The sequence below is a fragment of the Actinophytocola glycyrrhizae genome (assembly GCF_042653545.1).
Taxonomy (GTDB): Bacteria; Actinomycetota; Actinomycetes; order Mycobacteriales; family Pseudonocardiaceae; genus Actinophytocola; species Actinophytocola glycyrrhizae.
On record NZ_JBHSIS010000020.1, the window covers coordinates 154,725 to 175,431 of the forward strand.

The following is a 20,707-nucleotide window of genomic DNA, read 5'->3' on the forward strand; positions in this document are numbered from 1 at the left end:
TGTGAAAAACGACCAGCAGCTCTCCGAGGGCCGCACCAGGCATGGTGTGGCGCGGTTGCTGCTGGAACGGGGACCGATCACCGCGGCGGCCGTCGCGGAGACGCTCGGGCTGAGCCCGGCCGCGGTCCGCAGGCACCTGGACTGCCTGGTCGCCGACGGTGAGGCGGGCATGCGTGATGCTCCCACCCTCGGCAGGCGCGGTCGCGGGCGGCCCGCGAAGCTGTGGCTGCTGACCGAGGCCGGGCGCGCCCGGTTCGGGCACGCGTACGACGACCTCGCCATCGCCGCCATCCGCTTCGTCGCGGAGTCGGCGGGGCAGGAAGCGGTGCGCGAGTTCGCGGCGCGGCGGGTCGCCTCGATGGTCGGCAGGCACCGGGACGAGGTGCTCGGCGCGCAGGGCCCCGCCGAGCGCGCCAAGGCCCTCGCCGAGGCCCTCACCAGGGAGGGTTACGCTGCGTCGACCCGGCGCGTCGGGGCAGGGGAGCAGCTGTGTCAGCACCACTGCCCGGTCGCGCACGTCGCGGCGGAGTTCCCCGAGCTGTGCGAGGTCGAGACGGCGGCATTCGCCGAACTCCTCGGCACCCACGTGCAGCGGCTCTCCACCATCGCGCGCGGCGACGCCGCGTGCACCACACACGTACCGCTCGGTGGCGCCGAACCACCGGGGCCGGGCGCGACTGTGGCTGACGATCGCTACGCAAGCCCCACGAAAACCGCTCCCACCACAACCGAAGGGACGCCTTCATGACCACCGCCGCGGAGCGCGCCGGCACGCCGCTGACGCAAGAGGAGACGCTCGCCACGCTGGGCAAGTACCAGTTCGGCTGGGCCGACTCCGACGTCGCTGGCGCGAGCGCCCAGCGCGGCCTCTCCGAGGCCGTCGTCCGGGACATCTCGGCCAAGAAGGGCGAGCCAGAGTGGATGCTCGAGTCCCGCCTCAAGGGCCTGCAGCTGTTCGACCGCAAGCCGATGCCCAACTGGGGTGCCGACCTGTCGGGCATCGACTTCGAGAACATCAAGTACTTCGTGCGCTCGACCGAGAAGCAGGCCGCCTCCTGGGAGGACCTGCCGGAGGACATCAAGAACACCTACGACAAGCTGGGCATCCCGGAGGCCGAGAAGGCCCGCCTGGTGTCCGGTGTCGCCGCGCAGTACGAGTCCGAGGTGGTCTACCACAAGATCAACGAGGAGCTCGAGAAGCAGGGCGTGATCTTCCTCGACACGGACACCGCGCTCAAGGAGCACCCGGAGCTGTTCGAGGAGTACTACGGCTCGGTCATCCCGCACGGTGACAACAAGTTCTCCGCGCTCAACGGCGCCGTCTGGTCGGGTGGCTCGTTCATCTACGTGCCGAAGGGCGTGCACGTCGAGATCCCGCTGCAGGCCTACTTCCGGATCAACACCGAGAACATGGGCCAGTTCGAGCGGACGCTGATCATCGTCGACGAGGGTGCCTACGTGCACTACGTCGAGGGCTGCACCGCGCCGATCTACTCCTCCGACTCGCTGCACTCGGCCGTGGTCGAGATCATCGTGAAGAAGGGCGGCCGCTGCCGGTACACGACCATCCAGAACTGGTCGAACAACGTCTACAACCTGGTCACCAAGCGCGCCAAGGCCGAAGAGGGCGCGACCATGGAGTGGATCGACGGCAACATCGGCTCCAAGGTCACCATGAAGTACCCGTCGGTGTTCCTCATGGGCGAGCACGCCAAGGGCGAGGTCCTCTCGATCGCGTTCGCCGGCGAGGGCCAGCACCAGGACGCAGGCGCCAAGATGGAGCACCTCGCGCCGTACACCTCCTCGACGATCGTGTCGAAGTCGGTGGCGCGCGGCGGCGGCCGGACCTCCTACCGCGGTCTGGTCAAGGTGGCCAAGCGGGCGCACCACTCGGCGTCCACGGTGAAGTGCGACGCGCTGCTGGTCGACCAGATCAGCCGGTCCGACACCTACCCGTACGTGGACATCCGCAACGACAACGTGTCCATGGGGCACGAGGCCACGGTCTCGAAGGTCAGCGACGACCAGCTGTTCTACCTGATGTCCCGCGGCCTCACCGAGGACGAGGCGATGGCGATGGTCGTGCGCGGCTTCGTCGAGCCGATCGCCCGTGAGCTGCCCATGGAGTACGCACTGGAACTGAACCGGCTCATCGAGCTGCAGATGGAAGGGGCCGTCGGATAGATGAGCCAGGCAACACAGACCCCGCACTCCCACGGGGCGGTGGTTCCCGCCGCGTCCCGCGCGGAGCAGTTCGCCTCGTTCGACGTCGAGGCGTTCGAGGTGCCCGGCGGGCGCGAGGAGATCTGGCGCTTCACGCCGATGAAGCGGCTCCGCGGCCTGCACGACGGCACCGCCGTCGCCGACGGTGAGCTGTCGGTCGTTGTCGACGGCGCCGACGTCAGGGTCGAGACCGTCGGCCGCGACGACGAGCGGCTCGGCAAGGGCGGTACCCCGGCCGACCGGATCGCCGCGCAGGCGTACAGCTCGTTCGAGCGGGCCACCGTCATCACGGTGCCGAAGGAGACCCAGGCGGCCGTCACCACGGTGACGGTCACCGGTCCCGGCGAGGGCCAGGCCGCCTACGGGCACCTGCAGATCCGCGCCGAGCAGTTCGCCGAGGCGGTCGTGGTGATCGACCACCGCGGCAGCGGCACGGTCGCCGACAACGTGGAGCTCGTCGTCGGTGACGGCGCGAAGCTCACCGTGGTCAGCGTGCACGACTGGGCCGACGACGCCGTGCAGGTCTCCGCGCACCACGCGCGGCTCGGCCGGGACGCGACGCTCAGGCACCACCTCGTGGCGCTGGGCGGCGACCTCGTGCGCGTCAGCCCGACCGTGGTCTACGCGGGCCCGGGCGGCGACGCCGAGCTCAACGGCCTCTACTTCGCCGACGCGGGCCAGCACATCGAGCTGCGGACCTTCGCCGACCACGCGCAGCCCAACTGCAAGTCCAACGTGGTCTACAAGGGCGCGCTGCAGGGCGTCGACGCACGGACGGTGTGGATCGGCGACGTGCTGATCCGCGCGGCCGCCGAGGGCACCGAGACCTTCGAGCTGAACCGGAACCTGGTGCTCACCGAGGGCGCCCGCGCCGACTCGGTGCCGAACCTGGAGATCGAGACCGGCGAGATCGCCGGTGCCGGCCACGCCAGCGCCACCGGCCGGTTCGACGACGAGCAGCTGTTCTACCTGCAGGCCCGCGGCATCCCCGAGGGCGTCGCGCGCAGGCTCGTCGTCCGCGGCTTCTTCCACGAGCTGCTGATGAAGATCGCGGTGCCGGAGATCCGGGAGCGGCTGGAAGCAGCGATCGAGGCGGAGCTCGAGGCGGTCGGGGCATGATCAGAGCGTGTGCGCTGTCCGACCTGGACGACGGGAAACCGTTCGGCGTCGAGATCGACGACGAGCCGGTCGTCCTCGTCCGCCAGGGGGACGAGGTGCACGCGCTGCGGGACGAGTGCAGCCACGCGACGCTGTCGCTGTCCGAGGGCGAGGTGACCCGCAAGGGCATCGAGTGCTGGCTGCACGGCTCCTGCTTCGACCTGCGCACCGGGGCACCGTCCTCGCTGCCCGCCACCGAGCCGGTGGACGTCTTCGGAGTCGAGATCCGCGACGGCGACGTGTACGTCGACGTCACCGCCACCACGAACTGACAGAAATCTCCGGGGGAGCGATCCCCCAGACCCCCGGCTTGCACACCAAGGAGAAAGCACAAGAGATGGCCACGCTGGAGATCAAGGATCTGCACGTCTCGGTCAACACCGACGAAGGCGCCAAGGAGATCCTGTCCGGGGTCAACCTGACGATCAACCCGGGCGAGACGCACGCGATCATGGGCCCCAACGGGTCCGGCAAGTCCACCCTGTCCTACGCCATCGCGGGCCACCCCAAGTACGAGGTGACCGGTGGCGAGGTGCTGCTCGACGGTGCGGACGTCCTGTCGCTGTCCGTCGACGAGCGCGCCCGCGCCGGCCTGTTCCTCGCCATGCAGTACCCGGTCGAGGTCCCCGGTGTGTCCATGTCGAACTTCCTGCGCACCGCGGCCACCGCGGTCCGTGGCGAGGCCCCCAAGCTGCGCCACTGGGTCAAGGAGGTCAAGCAGGCGATGGCCGACCTGGACATCGACCCGGCCTTCGCGGAGCGCTCGGTGAACGAGGGCTTCTCCGGCGGTGAGAAGAAGCGCCACGAGATCCTGCAGCTGGCGCTGCTCGCGCCGAAGATCGCGATCCTCGACGAGACCGACTCCGGTCTGGACGTCGACGCGCTGCGCGTCGTGTCCGAGGGCATCAACCGCGTCAAGGCCGGTGGCGAGGTCGGCATCATGCTGATCACCCACTACACCCGCATCCTGCGCCACATCACGCCCGACTTCGTCCACGTGTTCAGCGGCGGGCGGATCGTCGAGTCCGGCGGTGCGGAGCTGGCCGACCAGCTCGAGGAGCACGGCTACGTCCGGTTCACCGGCAAGCAGGAGCCGGCCGCGATCGGCTGACCTGCCCCACGAGACGAGGTTCCCGGATGACCACCACAGCCGCATCCCTCGACGTCGAGACGATCCGCAAGGACTTCCCGATCCTGTCCAGGCTGGTGCACAGCGACAAGCCGCTGGTGTACCTGGACAACGCGGCCACGTCGCAGAAGCCGCGCCAGGTGCTCGACGCGATCGTCGGCTACTACGAGAAGCACAACGCCAACGTGCACCGCGGCATCCACACGCTGGCCGAGGAAGCCACGGCGCTGTACGAGGGCGCACGCGACAAGGTCGCCGAGTTCGTCAACGCGCCGAGTCGCGACGAGGTGATCTTCACCAAGAACTCGTCCGAGGCGGTGAACCTGATCGCCCGCGTGCTCGGTGAGGCGGGCCCCGGCTACCGCGTCGGGCCCGGTGACGAGATCGTCATCACCGAGATGGAGCACCACTCCAACATCGTGCCGTGGCACATGCTCGCCGAGCGGACCGGCGCGACCGTGAAGTGGTTCGAGATCACCGACGAAGGCCGCCTCGACCTGTCCACACTGGACTCGGTGATCACCGAGCGCACGAAGATCGTGTCGATGGTGCACGTGTCGAACCTGCTCGGCACCATCAACCCGGTCGAGAAGGTCGTCGCACGGGCCCGCGAGGTCGGTGCGCTGGTGCTGGTGGACGCGTCGCAGTCGGCGCCGCACATGCCGCTCGACGTGTCCGCGCTCGGCGCCGACTTCGTGGTCTTCACCGGCCACAAGATGCTCGGCCCGACCGGCATCGGCGTCCTGTGGGGACGGTTGCCGCTTCTCCAGGAACTGCCGCCGTTCCTCGGCGGTGGCGAGATGATCGAGATCGTCACCATGGAGCGGTCGACCTTCGCCGCGCCGCCGCACAAGTTCGAGGCAGGCACCCCGCCGATCGCCGAGGCGGTGGGGCTCGGCGCGGCCGTCGACTACCTCACGTCGGTCGGCATGGACCGCATCGCCGCGCACGAGCACGAGCTGACCGCGTACGTCCTCGACGCGCTGTCGTCCGTGGCCGGGGTGAAGATCATCGGACCGCCGACCGCGGAGGCCAGGGTCGCCGAGGTCTCGTTCACCCTCGATGGCATCCACCCGCACGACGTGGGCCAGGTGCTCGACGAGCAGGGCATCGCCGTGCGCGTCGGTCACCACTGCGCACGGCCGGCCGTGGTGCGGTACGGAATTCCGGCGACCACTCGCGCGTCGTTCTACCTGTACAACACGACCGCCGAGGCGGACGCCCTGGTCAGGGGATTGGCACAGGTCAAGAAGGTCTTCGGATGACGCGAACAGCTACCCAAGGGGAACGGGACGCAGACCAGCCACGGGTACGTGGCCAAGCCGCACCCGCCGACGGAACGCGACCAACACCTGACATCGCGGGGAGGCGGACCAGGTGAACCTCGAGTCCATGTACCAGGAGATCATCCTGGACCACTACAAGAACCCGCACGGGCGCGGCCTGCGCGAGCCGTACGACGCCGAGTCGTTCCAGGTCAACCCGACCTGCGGCGACGAGGTGACGTTGCGGGTCGCGGTCGCGGACGACAAGGTCACCGACGTCTCCTACGAGGGCCAGGGCTGCTCGATCAGCCAGGCGTCCACGTCGGTGCTCACCGACCTGGTCACCGGCCGGACCGTCGGCGAAGCGCTGTCCACCATGGACGCGTTCGTCGAGATGGTGTCCAGCCGCGGCACGGTCGAACCGGACGAGGACGTGCTCGAGGACGGCATCGCGTTCGCGGGTGTCGCGAAGTACCCGGCACGCGTGAAGTGTGCGCTGCTGGGGTGGATGGCGTTCAAGGACGCGGTGGCCAGGGCGAACGGAGGAGCAGCATGAGCAGCACTGAAGAGGTCGAGCGCGGCGTCGAGTCGTTGCCGCAGGCACCGGCCCCGAAGGCGGACATCGCCGCTGTCGAGGACCTCGAGGAGGCGATGCGCGACGTCGTCGACCCCGAGCTGGGCATCAACGTCGTCGACCTCGGCCTCGTGTACGACATCCGCGTGGAGGACGACAACTCCGCGACGATCGACATGACGCTGACGTCCGCGGCGTGCCCGCTGACCGACGTGATCGAGGACCAGACCCGTGCCGCGCTCACCGCGGGCCCGGGTGGCGGGCTCGTCGACGACTTCCGGATCAACTGGGTCTGGATGCCGCCGTGGGGTCCGGAGAAGATCACCGATGACGGCCGCGAGCAGCTGCGGGCGCTCGGCTTCACCATCTGAGTTCCGGCATCGGCGCCGCGCGGGCCACCGGCCCGCGCGGCGCCGTCATGTCCAGGTGTTGCACGCGTTCGGTGTCCGCTCCTGAAAACCCTTGTCCAGCATCGCTTTCGCGTCCGGCGGCGCGTCCACGGAGGACAGGCGGTCGCCGATCTCGTCGGTGATGTTGGCGTCGACCGCGCCCCGGCCCGCCATGGCACCGCTCGCGACACCCGCCAGGCACGTTGCCTGCTGCGCGAGCCGGCTCTCCGCGTCGTCGACACCGGCGGCCAGCTCCGTGAGACCGGTCTCGGCCTGCAGCGCGCGGGCGTACTCGCGGAGGAACACCCCGAAGTAGCGGCCGGGATAGCGGCCGTTCCGCTCGGTGTCGCGCAGGTGCGCGGGGGTCAGGTAGACGGTGCCGTCGCACTGGGTCGACGGGCTGGTCGGCGTGACCTCGCCGCAGGAGGGGGTCTGCACGGCGCTGGTGACGGTGACGACCTCGACGTCCGCGTCGAGCCCGGCCTCGTCGAGCACACCGCGCCAGGCGTCGTCGGCGCAGGTCCTGGCGGCGGCGTAGAAGGCGGCCTGCCGGTCGTCGGCGAGGTCGAAGCGGGGGAGCGCACAGGTCGTGTCGGCCATGCGGGCGGTCGAGGTGGACAGCGGGTGGCCGGCGGGACCGGGCCGCGGCTGGTTCGTCGTCGTGGTGGGCTGCGGTGGCGGTGCGGTGCCGGTGATGTCGGGGACGGTCTGGGCGGGTCGCGCGGTGCCCGCGACCTCCCGGGTCGGGCGCATGACGGTCGCGACCGCCGCCGCCGCGACGAGTGCCACCACGAGGGCGACGGCCGCGCCGAGCGCGAGGTAGTAGGCCGGGCGGCGGGGTGGGGGTGGTGGTTGCGGGGTGTCGGGGCGCCAGACCAGGTCGGTGGGCGGGGGCGGGAGGAGTTCGTCGAGCGGCCAGCTCGCGACCGTCGGCCCGGTGGTGGTCGGCGACTCGTCGACGACGGCCGATGCCGGTGGGGTGGGCTGGGTCGGCTCCTCCGGGGCCGCGCCGTGGAGGTGACCCGTCGACGGGCCCATCACCGTCGGGCCGTCCACGGGCCGCTGAGGTGGCTTCCCGCCCGGTTCGTCAGTCATTCTCGCCCTCGCTCCGCGTGACCGAACAGCAGCGTAGCGCTCGGCTCCCTCCGGGGAGTGAGCTTCGCCGGTCGTGTGGGGGAGGGCCGGGGCCCGCCGGGTCTGCCAGGATCGACGGTGTGGTGGCAGTCCTCGACGCGGTGCTGGGCCCGGTGATCCGCCCGTCGACCTACCGGCGATGGGTGTTCCTGATCCTGGGCGGTGCCGTGCTGGTCCCGTTCATGCTGATCGTGGGCATGGTGCTGCCGTCGCTGATGCCTGCCGCGTTCCAGGACGAGACCACGCTGGTCGTCGCGTTGTCGCTGGTGCTCGTCATCGGCGTCATGGGGCTCATGTCGCTCATCCCGGCCGTGCGGGTGATCGAGGGGACCGCCGCCCGTGAGCTGCTCGGCGACGGGGTGCCCGAGCAGGCCGCCAGGGTGGCGGTGTCGTGGACGTCGCGGGCCCGGTTCGCCGCGTGGTTCGTCATCCACCTGGTCGTCGGCGGGGTGCTCTCGATTCTCACCCTGACCGTGCCGCCGACCGCGGTGCTCACGTTCTTCGCGCCGTTCACCGGGCGGGTCGACATGCTCGGGCTCACCGTGACCACGCCGCGCGGGTGGGCCGGGGCCTGGGTGCCGCTCGCCGGGCTCACCGGGCTGGTCGTGCTCGTCCACCTCGTCGTCGGGGCCGCGGTGCTGGCCACCAGGGCCGCGCCCTTCCTGCTCGGGCCCACCGCCGCCGAGCGGCTCGCCGAGCTGGAGCAGCGCACCGAGCAGCTGGCCGAACGCAACCGGCTCGCCCGCGAGCTGCACGACTCGGTCGGGCACGCGCTGAGCGTCGTCACCATCCAGGCCAGCGCCGCGGGCCGCGTCCTCGACAGCGACCCCGCGTTCGCCCGCACCGCGCTGTCGGCCATCGAGGAGTCGGCCAGGGCCGCGCTCGCCGACCTCGACCACGTGCTCGGCCTGCTCCGCGACGGCCAGTCCGCCACCCGTCCGCAGTGGACGCTCGAGAACCTGCCGAACCTGCTGGAGCAGACCAGGATCGCGGGCGTCACCGTCGAGTCCACCGTGGAGGGATCGCTGGGTGCGGTGCCGCCCGCAGTGTCCCGCGAGGCGTACCGGATCGTCCAGGAGGGCCTCACGAACGTCCTGCGGCACGCGGGTAAGGTGCCGGTCGAGCTGCGGCTCGCGGCCACCGACGACCGGCTCGAGCTCGACCTCTCCAACCCCGTCCACGAACACCGGGCGAAGCCGAGGGCGGGTGGCGGGCACGGCCTGTCCGGCATGCGCGACCGCGTTGCCGTCCTTCGTGGGCAGATGACCGCCGGGCCCGACCGGGGGCGCTGGCTCGTGCAGGTGCGAATTCCACTGAGGACGGTGCGCTGATGGCGGACGGCAAGACGACGGTGTTGCTCGTCGACGACGAGGAGCTGATCAGGGCCGGGCTGCGGGCGATCATCAACGCCGAACCGGACCTGACCGTCGTCGGGGAGGCGGGGGACGGCGCCGAGGTGCTGCCGCTCGTGGTGAAGCTGCGCCCGGAGGTCGTGCTGATGGACGTGCGCATGCCCGCCGTCGACGGCATCCAGGCCAGCAGGCACCTGCTGGAGACCGTCGCGGAACCACCGAAGATCCTGGTGGTCACGACCTTCGAGAACGACGACCACGTGTACGAGGCGCTCCGCGCGGGCGCCAACGGGTTCCTGCTCAAACGCACCCGGCCAGAGGACATCGTGCGTGCGATCCGCATGGTCGTGAGCGGCGAGTCGCTGCTGTTCCCGTCCGCGATCCGGGCGCTCGCCGCGGCGCACGGCGGCGGCAGGGCGAGCGGGCTGGCGCACGCCGGGCTCACCGAACGCGAGGCCGAGGTGCTGCGCCTGATGGCGACCGGGCTGTCCAACGTGGAGATCTCGGAGCGGCTGTTCGTCAGCGTGCAGACCGTGAAGACGCACGTCGGCAACGTGCTCGCGAAGCTGGGGGCGCGGGACCGCACCCAGGCCGTGATCCTCGCCTACGAGACCGGTTTCGTGACGCCGGGCTGACCGGTCCCGCTTGGCCGGCCGGGCTACCTCGCCAGCCAGCGTGCGTACTGCTGCCGGTCGGCTTTCGCGACCTTCGCCCGCTCGGTCACCGAGAGTGAGAACCAGTCCGGGCGCAGCTGCTGCGGCGACTCGGCCCACGCGAGCACGTCGCGGTGGTCCTGGCAGGCGCTGTCGACGTAGTGGCGTGGCGAGTCGCGCCGGTCCTCGTCGCAGAGCTTCAGGATCGCGAGATGGACCCGCAGGCGCTCCGGCCCGGCGTACTCGTCGAGCACGCGCTGGACGTCCTCGGGGTCGTGGCCGGGGAAGACCTGCCGGATCTTGGCGAGGAGCTTGGTACGTGTCATGGGGCGGTCATCTTCCGGCGGAGGTGGGGTGGGGCGGCGCGGAACAGCGCGGCCATGGCGGCCGCGGTGCCTGCCGGATCCGCGCGCCCGGACAGGTAGGCGCGCTGGTGCCGGGCGGGCAACGCGAAGAACAGGTCGAAGAACTCCTCGTGCTCGGCGGTGGTGAGGTTCAGCAGGGTCGCCAGACCGCGCCGCCGCAACCGGTACACGAGCCGCGCCCGCCACGGCCAGATGACACGCCGCACCGCGCGTCGACCTCGCCCGATGGTGTCGGCGACGGCGGGGGCGAGGCGGAACGCGTCGGCGACCGAGAACCCGGTGGCCGGGTGGACCAGCCCGGCGGCGGCGCCGAACGGCACGGCGCCGCGGCCCCGCTGGGGCGGCGGCGGGACGTCGACGGGGAAGCGGACCCGCTCGACCGGGCCGGTCACCTCGCCCACCCGCGCGTGGAGACGGTCCCGCAGCTCGGCGAACCCGAGGCCGGGTGCGCCGGCGAGGCACGTCTCCTCCAGGAGCATCCGGCCGTCCGGCAGCGGGACCGCGTACAGGAACGTGGCTGGCCCGTCGATATGGCCGGGCGGCGGCGTCCAGTCCATGAAGACGGCCTCGTGCTGCTCCTCGACGACCACCCCGTACGCGGTCTGCTCGGCACCTCCGCGCCGCGCGCCGGTCGCGTCGAACACCATGCCGTGGCACACCTCGCCGGTCGTCAACGCCGCCGACGTGGCGGTCAGCGCGGTCACCCGCGCCCGGACCACCTCGATGCCGGGATGCGCGCACGCGGCCAGCACCGAGTCGTTGTCCAGCACCGCGTACGCACGCGGCAGCACCAGCCCGCCACCCCGTACGCGGGTGGTGACCCAGCGCGACCCCGGCGGTAACACGGACACCTCGTCGGCCCACAGCCCGTAGGTGGCCCGCCACCGGTGACCAGGCGCGACGAGCGTGACGGCCAGCCCGCGCCGCGCGCACGCCGAGGCCAGCGCCCACCCCGAGGGCCCGCCACCGGCCACGACCACATCCGCCACCACCGGATCCCACCACAGGGACGGCTATGGTCATCCGCATGGCTGATCAGGTCGACCCCAGGGAGGCACGTCGTTCGGAGCGGTCCGCCGGACCGGGATCCGGCGACCTCGCGGCGAGCCCGTACCGGGTCGACCGGGACCGGGTGGTCGCGTCACCGTTCTTCGCGCGGCTCGGCGGGGTCACCCAGGTCGTCAGCGCGTCCGGCTCCGGCCTGCTCCACAACCGCCTGACCCACAGCCTCAAGGTCGCCCAGGTCGCCCGCGCCATCGCGGAACGCCTCCGCGCCGACCCCGTGTTCGCGCCACTGATCGACAAGCTCGGCGGCTGCGACCCCGACGTCGCGGAGGCCGCCGGGCTCGCCCACGACCTCGGCCACCCGCCGTTCGGGCACCTCGGTGAGCAGGTGCTCGACCGCCTCGCCCGGCACCGGTTCAGCCTGCCGGACGGGTTCGAGGGCAACGCGCAGAGCCTGCGGATCGTCACCACCACCGACACCGGCGGCCCCAGCGCCATCGGGATCGACCTCACCGCCGCGGTCCGCGCGGCCATGCTCAAGTACCCGTGGACCCGGCTGTCCCACCCCGACCCGCACCCGAGGCACATGTCGTCGCCGCCGCGCGGCGCGTCGGAACCCGTCGAGGAGCCGGGCACCGGGTCGAGCAAGTTCTCGGTCTACGTCACCGAGCTCGACGACATGGCGCAGTCGCGGGCCGCGTACGCGGGGCGGCTCGCGAGCTGGCAGCAGACCGTCGAGGCGTCGGTGATGGACACCGCGGACGACATCGCCTACGCCATCCACGACCTGGAGGACTTCCACCGCATCGGCGTGCTGCAGCACGCCCCGGTCGCGGCCGAGCTGGGCCACTGGCTTTCCGACGCGCTCGAACTGGCGGGACTCGCCGACGAGACCCTCGCGGCGCAGGCCCGGCGCCCCGGCCACTCACTCGAACAGCTCCGCCGCCGCATGCACCGGCGCGACGCGTGGGTGGTCGACGACGACGCGTTCGTCGCCGCGGTCTCCAGGGTCCGCACCGAACTCGTCGACGGCATGCTCGACACCCCGTTCGACGGCTCGGCGGAGGCGGAGGAGGCGGTCGCGCGGTTCTCTTCCGTGTGGACCGTGCGGCTCGTCGACGGCATGAGCGTCGTGCTGGACCCGCCCACCCGCTCCGGGCACGTCATGCTGGCGCCCGCGCAGTGGCACGAGGTGCAGGTGCTGAAGTTCGTGCACCGCCGGTTCGTGTTGCTGCGGCCGGATCTGGCGCTGCACCAGCGAGGTCAGGCCACGCTGCTGACCTCGCTCGTCGAGGCGCTGGAGCAGTGGCTCGGCGACCGGCACGAGGCGAACCGGCTGCCGAGGCGGTTGACCGACCTCGTCGAGCTGGCCGAGACGGAGTACCGCGCGCTCGCCGCGACCGATATCTCCACTTTGGTCGGAGCGACCGGCGAGCCACCCCGGGGCGAGCACGGAATCCGGGAACTGGCAAGGGGACGGGCTGTGATCGATTTCGTCGCGTCCCTCACGGACAGTCAGGCCGCGACACTGCTCGACGCCCTGACCGGGCGCAGCGCACAGCCCTGGTCCGACGCCTTCGTCCTGTAAGTCGCATACGCAAGGCAACTGTTACCACACGTGGAGTGTGGTTGGGCCGAATGGCCGCTGTGTCGGAAAGCTTCTGACCATACGTTGGGTCCGGCCGGGGGGCACCCGGTACTGGGCGTCGTGAGTCGGGGCACGGCCAGGCATTTCGCGGAGGACATCCGTGCGTTTACCTGCACACGCATCTCGAAGATCACGAGGCCTCCTGACCGGCGCCGCGGTGCTGCTGGCGGTGGTGGGACTCGCCAGTCCGGCCGCGGCCGCGCCGCCGCCCGAGGACCAGAAGATCTCCGCCGAGAAGAACGCGGCCAACCAGATCGCCGCGCTCCAGAACATCAAGAAGAACCTGACCGCCGCCGAGACCAAAGTGGACTCGAAGCTGGTGCTGGCGCAGCGGATGAACAGGAGCCGGGCGACGAGCAGCGCGGTTCCGTTGCTGGACAACGGGGTCGAGACCACCGCGGCCGGCAGGGTGCTGGTCGACATCCGGGCCACCGTGAGCGACGGGCTGCTCTCCGGCCTCGCCAAGGCGGGTGCCGGGGTGAAGTCGGTGTCGCAGCGGCACGGCACCGTCCGTGCCGAGGTCCCGCTGTCCGCGGTCAACGCGATCGCGGCGCGCAAGGACGTCCGGATGGTCGAGGAAGCCGGCGACTTCATGACCGCCCGCGAGGTCGACCGGAACGACAAGCGCAAGCCGGAGTCCAAGGACGAGAAGGCGGCGCGGATCGAGCAGAACACGCGCGAGGCGCTGACCGCCCGCGCGGGCGCCATCGACAGTGAGGGCAACCGGGCGCACAACGCCGACACCGCGCGCGCCGACATCGGGGTCACCGGCATCGGCGTCAAGATCTGCGCGCTGTCCGACGGCATCGATTCGCTCGCCACGTCACAGGCGGCAGGGGAGCTGCCCTCGGTCGACGTCGTGACCGGCGAGGCCGGAGCGGGCGACGAGGGCACCGCGATGCTCGAGATCATCCACGACGTGGCCCCCGGCGCGGAGCTGGGCTTCGCGACGGCGTTCAACGGCGACGCGAGCTTCGCGGACAACATCCGCGCGCTCCGCTTCGACCTGGACTGCGACATCATCGTCGACGACGTCATCTACTTCGCCGAGCCGTACTTCCAGGACGGCATCATCGCCCAGGCCGTCAACGACGTGACCGCCGACGGCGCGCTGTTCTTCTCCTCGGCGGGCAACCAGGGCAACGTCGTGGACGGCACGTCCGGCCACTGGGAGGGCCAGTACGTCAACTCCGGGCAGGTCGTCGGCAAGGTCGCGGGCTACGCCCACGACTTCGACCCCGGCCCCGGCACGCAGATCTTCAACCCGCTGTCGAGCGAGTCCGCGAACGTCCCCGTGATCCTGAACTGGGCCGACCCGCAGGACGCCTCCGCCAACGACTACGACCTGTACCTGCTGGACTCGGCAGGCAACATCCTGTCGCAGAGCCAGAACTACCAGACCGGTGTCCAGGACCCGTACGAGCGGGTGCAGACCCCGCTGTTCGGCGGCGCCGGGATGCGGCTCGCGGTCGTGAAGTTCACCGGTGCGGACACGTACCTCTCGCTGTCGGCGCTTGGCGGCCGGTTCTCCGATCAGGCGACGCTGAAGGCGTTCGCGACCCCGGGTGTCACGTTCGGCCACTCCGCCGCGCGCGAGGCGTACTCGGTGGCCGCCGCGCCCGCCAAGGACCCGCTGCCGTTCGACCTGGAGACCGGTGACCCGGCCAACCCGGCAGGCCCGTACCCGGGCGCCTACGACGCCACCTCGAAGCTCGAGCGGTTCACCTCCGACGGCCCGCGCAAGGTGTTCTTCGAGGCCGACGGCACGCCCATCGCGGGTGGCGAGGTGCGGCAGAAGCCGGACATCACCGCCGCGGACGGTGTGAGCACCAGCGTCGACGGCTTCGCGACGTTCTACGGCACCTCCGCGGCGGCCCCGCACGCGGCGGCCATCGCGGGCCTCGTGCTCTCCGGCAACCCGGGCATCGACCCGGCGGAGGTGCGTGCCGCGCTGACCAGCACGGCGATCGACATCGGTGAGCCGGGTGTGGACGACCGCGCCGGGCACGGCGTGATCCTCGCCGACCGGGTGCTCGGCTACACCGGCGCCAGCCCGCAGCCGCTCGCGGTCGCGGAGCCGCCGAAGGTGACGCCGGGGTCGGGCGGCGAGTACCTGCGACCGGGGGACACCGCGACGCTCTCGTTGCCGGTGACCAACATCGGTGACGGCACCGCGGTCTCCACGAGCGTCGTGCTGACCACCACCACCCCCGGCGTGACCGTCACCCCGCGCGCCCAGTCCTACGGCACGATCCCGCGTGGCGAGACCGTGGTGAAGGACTACACGATCGCCGTGCCGACGACGCACGAGGTCGGGGTGCCGGTCCAGTTCGCCACCAGGGTGACCTTCGCGGGTGTGCTGTCGCCGCGCACGTCGACGTTCTCGGTGGGGGTGGGTCAGCCGTCGGACGAGACGGTGACGTTCGCCTACGCCGGTGCGCCGGTGGCGATCCCCGACAACAGCACGGTCGGCGCGACGGTGCAGCTGCCGGTGGCCGACTTCGGCAGGGCGTCGAAGGTCGCGCTGTCGATCGACGGCACGACGTGCGACACCACGACGGGTTCGACGACGGTGGGCATCGCCCACACCTACGTCGGTGACCTGGTCGGGACGCTGACCTCGCCGAGCGGGGCGACCGCGACGCTGTTCAGCCGCAACGGTTCCAACGGCCAGAACATGTGCCAGGTCGTGTTCGACGACTCCGCCGACGCGGCGTTCTCGTCGGTCACCTCGGCCCGTGCGCCGTTCACCGGCACGTGGCGCCCGACGACGTCCATCGACGCGCTGATCGGTGCGCCGGCGGATGGCACGTGGACGCTGCTGGTGCAGGACCGGGCGAACGCCGACACCGGTTCGGTCCGCGCGGTCTCGTTGCACCTCAACGGTTACGTGTAGACCGGTTCTCGATTCGGCCGCCCGCCGGTGCTCTGCCGGCGGGCGGCCTCGTCTACTGCACCTGGGTGAGCTTGAGGTTGTCCTTGGGGACGCGGATCGTCCACTCCTGACTGTGGCCGGTGGTGCGGCTCTCCGAGGTCTCCGAGGACGCCTCCGCGCCGATCTTGATGATCTTCCACTCGATGCCGGCGCTGCCCTTCACACCTGCCTTGTGCGCGGCGGTCTCGGAGTCCGACGCGGTCACCGTGATGTCCTGGAACCCCTGCGCGGCGCGGAACTTGACGGCGTCACCGGTGACGGCGAAGTCACCGGAGCCCTCCAGCCGCAGGTAGTCGTCGCCGTGCAGCGCGTCCACGTACAGGGTGAGCGTCGCGTCCCGCTTCGGCGCCCACACGCCGGGGATGGCCAGGATGCCCTCGTCGACATCGCCGTCGTGCGCCGCGGTCTTGCCCTCCGAGTCGGTGATGCGGGCGTAGAAACGACCGCCCCGCAACGGCTTCTCGAGGAAGTTGTCTGCGTTGACGATGATGTTCACGTACGCCCAGTCCCGGCTGTGCTCGGAGTCGTCGGGGATGGCGCTGCGGCGTGCGGGGACGACGGTGACCCACAGGCTCGCCGCCACGACCGGCTCGTCCCACGCGTAGCCCGCCGCGTCCTCCGCCTCGAGCGTGAGCGTCAGCTCCTGCTGGCCCTCGGCGAGCGGACCGGCGGTGAACCACTCCTCGTCGGTGGAGCCCGCGGACATGCTCTGGTGCGTCGCGCCGCTGACGATCTCCCCGCCCGCGGTGAACGTGACACCGAACGGCCCGGTCTCGTTGACGTCGTCGTTCTCGAGCTCCAGGTACACGTAGACCTTCTCGGCGGAGTTCGCCTCACCGTGCTCGTGGGCGAAACCCTCGCCCTCGGTCTGGAAGAACATCTGTTTGATCCTGGGCGCGGCCATTGTGGATCACCTCTCTGCTGGGTTGTCCTCCAGTGTTGGGAAATCCGCCGGCGGCGGTACGGCGCTTGGGCGCCCACAAGGGCAGCCATCCCGGCCGATGGGGCATAGGCTCTGCGACGTGCCGAAAGTCAACGCGACCGTCACCGTGCCCGCCTCCCCGTCGCGCACGTGGGCGGTGGCTTCGGACCTGACCCGCTTCGACGAGTGGATGACCCTCCACGACGGCTGGCGGGGGGAGCTGCCCGCCGAGATCGCGAAGGGCACGTCGCTCACGTCGGTGGTGAAGGTGATGGGGCTGCGCAACCGGGTCAGCTGGCAGGTCGATTCCTACACGCCCCCGTCCGCGATGAGGATCAGGGGCCGCGGCGTCGGGGGCGTGCACGTGGCCCTCACCCTCGCCATCCAGGAGAGCGGGGCCGGGTCGACGGTGACCGTCGACGCGGAGGTGACCGGTCGCCCCGTCTTCGGCCCGGTCGGCATGGCCATCGGCAGGGCGGTTCGCGCGGACGTGCGCCGCTCGGTCGCGGCGCTGGCGGATCTCGTCAGGTGATTCGCAGGGCGTGCACGGTTTCCTCGCGCATCCTGGCGGCATGACCGACAAACCAGCCCCGCCGCCCGCCTGCCACCAGCCGACGGCCGAGCCGACCACAGCGCCGGGCCCGGCCGCCGCCACGCCACCGCCGGCGGAACCGCACTCCGCGGGCGCGCAGGCCGCGGCACCGTCCCGCCCGCTCCGGCGCCGCCGCCCCCGCGCCCATGACAAGGACCTAGAGCGAGCCGGTCGCGAGCATCCCGCCGTCCACCCGCACGGTCTCGCCGGTGATCCACGACGCCTGGTCGGACGCGAGGAACGCCACGAGCTGCGCCACGTCGGCCGGGTCACCGAGCCGACGCATCGGGTACCGCGCGGCCGCGGCCTCCTCGTCGGCGCTGTACAGCGCCTCGGCGAACTTCGTCTTCACCACCGCGGGCGCGACCGCGTTCACCCGCACCCCAGGGCCGAGCTGCCAGGCGAGCTCCTCGGTGAGGCGGATCAGCGCGGCCTTGCTCGCGCCGTACGCGGCGATGACCCCGGAGGACCGCAGACCGGCGACCGACGCGATGTTCACGATCGACCCGCCGTGCTCCGCCATCCACGCCTTGAGCGCCAGCTGCACGTAGCCGAGCGCGCCGACGACGTTCACGTCGAACAGCTTGCGCACCGCACCGAGGTCCGCGTCGGCCAGCGGGCCGTAGGTCGGGTTGATGCCGGTGTTGTTGATCAGCACGTCGAGCGAGCCGAACTCCTCGACCGTGCGGCGCACGACCTCGGCCCGCTCGTCGTCGTTGCCGGTGTTGGCCGGTACCGCCAGCACCCGCGCGCCAGGCACGAGACCGCGCAGCTCGTCGGCCGCGGCCGCGATCTGGTCGGGCTTGCGCGAGGAGATCGTCACCGCCGCACCGCCCCGTGCCAGTTCCACGGCGATGGCGTGCCCGATGCCGCGGCTGGCTCCGGTGACCAGCGCGACCTTTCCCTTGAAGTCCGGTGTCATGGCCCGACCCTAGCTAAGCGACCGCTTAGCGCGCGAGAGGCACACCCCGATCCACGGCCAACCCGACACCACCAACCACCCCTCCCCGAGCCCCAGCCCAAACCCCGCGAGTCCCCCGTTCGGAACCCGCGAGTCCCCGGTTCGGGACCCGCGAGTCCCCGGTTCGGGACCCGCGAGTTCCCGGTTCGGGACGTGAGCGACCGCGCGCGAACCGTCAACTCACTGGTCCTGAAGGGGGAACTCACCGGTCCTGAACGGGGGACTCGCGGGTTCTGAACGGGGGACTCGCGGGGTTTGGTGGGTTGGGTTTGAGTGCGGGCGGAACCGGGTTGTCCTCGGCACGTATAGTCGAGGGCGTGGTGATCCGTACGGCCTAGGTGGCGGGCGGGCCCGCTGGTCACGACCGGCGGGCAGACCAGGCCTGCCCACGACCCACTTTCCCGGAGTTTCCGAAACATGATCACCGCGACTGACCTCGAACTGCGTGCCGGTACCCGCATCCTGCTCTCCGACGCCACCCTGCGCGTGCAGGCAGGCGACCGGATCGGCCTCGTCGGCCGCAACGGCGCGGGCAAGACCACGTCCCTGCGCGTCCTCGCGGGCGAAGGCGAGCCCTACGCGGGCGACCTGCGCCGCTCCGGCGAGATCGGCTACCTGCCGCAGGACCCGCGCGAGGGCAACCTGTCCGTCACCGCCAAGGACCGCGTCCTGTCCGCCCGTGGCCTCGACGAGCTGCTGCGCGAGATGGAGAAGGCGCAGTCGGAGATGTCCGAGCACGCCGACGACAGCACCCGCGACAAGGCCGTCCGCCGCTACGGCCGCCTCGAGGAGCGGTTCGCCGCGCTCGGCGGCTACGCAGCGGAGAGCGAGGCCGCGCGGATCTGCGCGAACCTCGGCCTCGCCGACCGCGTGCTCGCCCAGCAGGTCGGCACGCTCTCCGGTGGCCAGCGCCGCCGGGTCGAGCTGGCCCGCATCCTGTTCGCCGCCACCGAGGCAGGCGCGGGCAGCGGCGGCTCCGGCACCACGCTGCTGCTGGACGAGCCGACCAACCACCTCGACGCCGACTCGATCAACTGGCTGCGCGGCTTCCTCAAGGGCCACAACGGTGGGCTCGTCGTGATCAGCCACGACGTCGAGTTGCTCGCCGACGTGGTCAACAAGGTGTGGTTCCTCGACGCCACCCGAGGCGAGGTCGACGTCTACAACATGACCTGGCAGCGCTACCTCGACGCCCGCGCGGCCGACGAGAAGCGCCGCCGCCGCGAGCGCGCCAACGCCGAGAAGAAGGCGGGGGCGCTGCAGGCGCAGGCCGACAAGATGCGGGCGAAGGCGACCAAGGCCGTCGCCGCGCAGAACATGATGAAGCGGGCGGAGCGGCTGCTGTCCGGTCTCGACGAGGTCCGGCAGGCCGACAAGGTCGCGCGGATCCGCTTCCCCGAGCCCGCGCCGTGTGGCAAGACCCCGCTCCAGGCGGAAGGTCTGTCGAAGTCCTACGGCTCGCTGGAGATCTTCTCCGGGGTCGACCTCGCCATCGACCGCGGCTCCCGGGTCGTCGTGCTCGGCCTCAACGGTGCGGGCAAGACCACGCTGCTGCGGCTGCTCGGCGGCATGGAGGAGGCCGACGCGGGCGAGGTGGTCCCCGGCCACGGCCTGCGGATCGGCTACTACGCCCAGGAACACGAGACGCTCGACCACGACGCGTCGGTGTGGTCGAACGTCCGGCACGCCGCACCCGACACCCCGGAACAGCAGCTGCGGTCGCTGCTCGGCACCTTCCTGTTCACCGGCGAGCAGCTCGACCAGCCGGCGGGCACGCTGTCCGGTGGCGAGAAGACGAGGCTCGCGCTGGCCGGGCTGGTGTCGAGCGCCGCCAACGTGCTGCTGCTCGACGAGCCGACGAACAACCTCGACCCGGCCTCCCGCGAACGCGTTCTGGAGGCGCTGCGCGGATATACGGGCGCTGTCGTGCTCGTCACTCACGACCCAGGCGCGGTCGAGGCACTGGAGCCGGAGCGGGTGATCCTCCTGCCCGACGGCACGGAAGATCACTGGTCAGCGGACTATCTGGAGCTCGTTCAGCTGGCCTGACCATTGCGCCATCCCGGTGAGGCGTGACTGATTTCATAGGTATTTTGGATCTCGCCTGGCATTCCGCGCGCTCGTGTTCGATCATTGCCACGGCAGGTGTTCCACTAAACCTCCGTGACACGCTACGGAAGGCGGACGACGTGGCTGATCTGAAGAAGGGCGCGCGGATCACCGGCAGTACGCGCGACAAACTGGCAGCCGATCTCAAGAAGAAGTACGAGAAGGGTGCCAGCATTCGTGCCCTGGCCGAGTCGACGGGGCGGTCGTACGGTTTCGTGCACCGCGTCCTGTCGGAATCCGGGGTGACGTTGCGCGGCCGAGGCGGCGCAACGCGAACGAAGAAGAAGTAGCCG

General features: G+C 71.0%; 20 protein-coding genes. 15 read left to right on the forward strand and 5 right to left on the reverse strand.

What is annotated here, in order from left to right:
- Position 1: 1 nt before the first annotated feature.
- The 8 genes from ACFPCV_RS28910 to ACFPCV_RS28945 all read left to right on the forward strand — a co-directional run bounded on the left by ACFPCV_RS28910 (position 2) and on the right by ACFPCV_RS28945 (position 6,720).
- Positions 2–748: a helix-turn-helix transcriptional regulator gene (locus ACFPCV_RS28910; protein WP_378059532.1), complete on the forward strand. Its 747-nt coding sequence runs from the start codon at positions 2–4 to the stop codon at positions 746–748.
- The gene (gene sufB / locus ACFPCV_RS28915; protein ID WP_378059533.1) at positions 745–2,184 is read left to right on the forward strand and encodes a Fe-S cluster assembly protein SufB; all 1,440 of its coding nucleotides are present in this window, start codon (positions 745–747) and stop codon (positions 2,182–2,184) included. Before ACFPCV_RS28910 ends, sufB begins: the two co-directional genes overlap by 4 nt.
- On the forward strand, positions 2,185–3,342 hold the full coding sequence (sufD, locus tag ACFPCV_RS28920) for a Fe-S cluster assembly protein SufD (protein WP_378059534.1): 1,158 nt from the start codon (positions 2,185–2,187) through the stop codon (positions 3,340–3,342). It begins immediately after the preceding gene.
- On the forward strand, positions 3,339–3,653 hold the full coding sequence (locus ACFPCV_RS28925; protein WP_378059535.1) for a non-heme iron oxygenase ferredoxin subunit: 315 nt from the start codon (positions 3,339–3,341) through the stop codon (positions 3,651–3,653). Before sufD ends, ACFPCV_RS28925 begins: the two co-directional genes overlap by 4 nt.
- A 65-nt stretch (positions 3,654–3,718) precedes the next feature.
- The gene (sufC, locus tag ACFPCV_RS28930) at positions 3,719–4,492 is read left to right on the forward strand and encodes a Fe-S cluster assembly ATPase SufC (protein WP_378059536.1); all 774 of its coding nucleotides are present in this window, start codon (positions 3,719–3,721) and stop codon (positions 4,490–4,492) included.
- 26 nt (positions 4,493–4,518) lie between these two features.
- Positions 4,519–5,775, forward strand: a complete 1,257-nt coding sequence (locus ACFPCV_RS28935; RefSeq protein WP_378059537.1) for a cysteine desulfurase — start codon at positions 4,519–4,521, stop codon at positions 5,773–5,775.
- 112 nt (positions 5,776–5,887) lie between these two features.
- Complete coding sequence (sufU, locus tag ACFPCV_RS28940; RefSeq protein WP_378059538.1) at positions 5,888–6,331, forward strand: Fe-S cluster assembly sulfur transfer protein SufU; 444 nt, start codon at positions 5,888–5,890, stop codon at positions 6,329–6,331.
- On the forward strand, positions 6,328–6,720 hold the full coding sequence (locus ACFPCV_RS28945) for a metal-sulfur cluster assembly factor (RefSeq protein WP_378059539.1): 393 nt from the start codon (positions 6,328–6,330) through the stop codon (positions 6,718–6,720). The genes sufU and ACFPCV_RS28945 overlap by 4 nt, the downstream gene beginning before the upstream one ends.
- Before the next feature lie 45 nt (positions 6,721–6,765).
- Here ACFPCV_RS28945 and ACFPCV_RS28950 read toward each other — a convergent pair whose 3' ends face one another.
- On the reverse strand, positions 6,766–7,833 hold the full coding sequence (locus tag ACFPCV_RS28950) for a neutral zinc metallopeptidase (protein WP_378059540.1): 1,068 nt from the start codon (positions 7,831–7,833) through the stop codon (positions 6,766–6,768).
- A 119-nt stretch (positions 7,834–7,952) separates the two neighbouring features.
- Here ACFPCV_RS28950 and ACFPCV_RS28955 point away from each other — a divergent pair, with 119 nt between their 5' ends.
- Positions 7,953–9,203 (forward strand): sensor histidine kinase, encoded by a 1,251-nt coding sequence (locus tag ACFPCV_RS28955; RefSeq protein WP_378059541.1) that lies wholly within the window; start codon positions 7,953–7,955, stop codon positions 9,201–9,203.
- Positions 9,203–9,859 (forward strand): response regulator, encoded by a 657-nt coding sequence (locus ACFPCV_RS28960; RefSeq protein WP_378059542.1) that lies wholly within the window; start codon positions 9,203–9,205, stop codon positions 9,857–9,859. Before ACFPCV_RS28955 ends, ACFPCV_RS28960 begins: the two co-directional genes overlap by 1 nt.
- Positions 9,860–9,882: 23 nt before the next feature.
- Here ACFPCV_RS28960 and ACFPCV_RS28965 read toward each other — a convergent pair whose 3' ends face one another.
- Positions 9,883–10,203, reverse strand: coding sequence for a CUE domain-containing protein (locus tag ACFPCV_RS28965; RefSeq protein WP_378059543.1), 321 nt, complete (start codon positions 10,201–10,203; stop codon positions 9,883–9,885).
- Positions 10,200–11,234, reverse strand: a complete 1,035-nt coding sequence (locus ACFPCV_RS28970) for a lycopene cyclase family protein (protein ID WP_378059544.1) — start codon at positions 11,232–11,234, stop codon at positions 10,200–10,202. Before ACFPCV_RS28970 ends, ACFPCV_RS28965 begins: the two co-directional genes overlap by 4 nt.
- Positions 11,235–11,269: 35 nt before the next feature.
- On the opposite strand from ACFPCV_RS28970, the gene ACFPCV_RS28975 reads away from it, so the two are divergent.
- Positions 11,270–12,835: a deoxyguanosinetriphosphate triphosphohydrolase family protein gene (locus tag ACFPCV_RS28975; protein WP_378059545.1), complete on the forward strand. Its 1,566-nt coding sequence runs from the start codon at positions 11,270–11,272 to the stop codon at positions 12,833–12,835.
- 217 nt (positions 12,836–13,052) lie between these two features.
- A complete protein-coding gene (locus ACFPCV_RS28980) occupies positions 13,053–15,791 on the forward strand; it encodes a S8 family serine peptidase (protein ID WP_378059546.1) in 2,739 nt (912 codons plus the stop codon).
- A 52-nt stretch (positions 15,792–15,843) separates the two neighbouring features.
- Here the strand turns inward: ACFPCV_RS28980 and ACFPCV_RS28985 are convergent, their stop codons facing one another.
- A complete protein-coding gene (locus tag ACFPCV_RS28985) occupies positions 15,844–16,734 on the reverse strand; it encodes a hypothetical protein (protein WP_378059547.1) in 891 nt (296 codons plus the stop codon).
- 118 nt (positions 16,735–16,852) lie between these two features.
- On the opposite strand from ACFPCV_RS28985, the gene ACFPCV_RS28990 reads away from it, so the two are divergent.
- Positions 16,853–17,284, forward strand: coding sequence for a type II toxin-antitoxin system Rv0910 family toxin (locus ACFPCV_RS28990; RefSeq protein WP_378059548.1), 432 nt, complete (start codon positions 16,853–16,855; stop codon positions 17,282–17,284).
- 217 nt (positions 17,285–17,501) lie between these two features.
- On the opposite strand, the gene ACFPCV_RS28995 is transcribed toward ACFPCV_RS28990, so the two are convergent.
- Positions 17,502–18,266, reverse strand: coding sequence for an SDR family oxidoreductase (locus tag ACFPCV_RS28995; protein ID WP_378059549.1), 765 nt, complete (start codon positions 18,264–18,266; stop codon positions 17,502–17,504).
- A 456-nt stretch (positions 18,267–18,722) separates the two neighbouring features.
- On the opposite strand from ACFPCV_RS28995, the gene ACFPCV_RS29000 reads away from it, so the two are divergent.
- Positions 18,723–20,354, forward strand: a complete 1,632-nt coding sequence (locus tag ACFPCV_RS29000) for an ABC-F family ATP-binding cassette domain-containing protein (protein ID WP_378059550.1) — start codon at positions 18,723–18,725, stop codon at positions 20,352–20,354.
- Positions 20,355–20,494: 140 nt separating this feature from the next.
- Positions 20,495–20,704, forward strand: coding sequence for a helix-turn-helix domain-containing protein (locus ACFPCV_RS29005; RefSeq protein ID WP_133909271.1), 210 nt, complete (start codon positions 20,495–20,497; stop codon positions 20,702–20,704).
- The last annotated feature ends 3 nt before the right edge of the window (positions 20,705–20,707 follow it).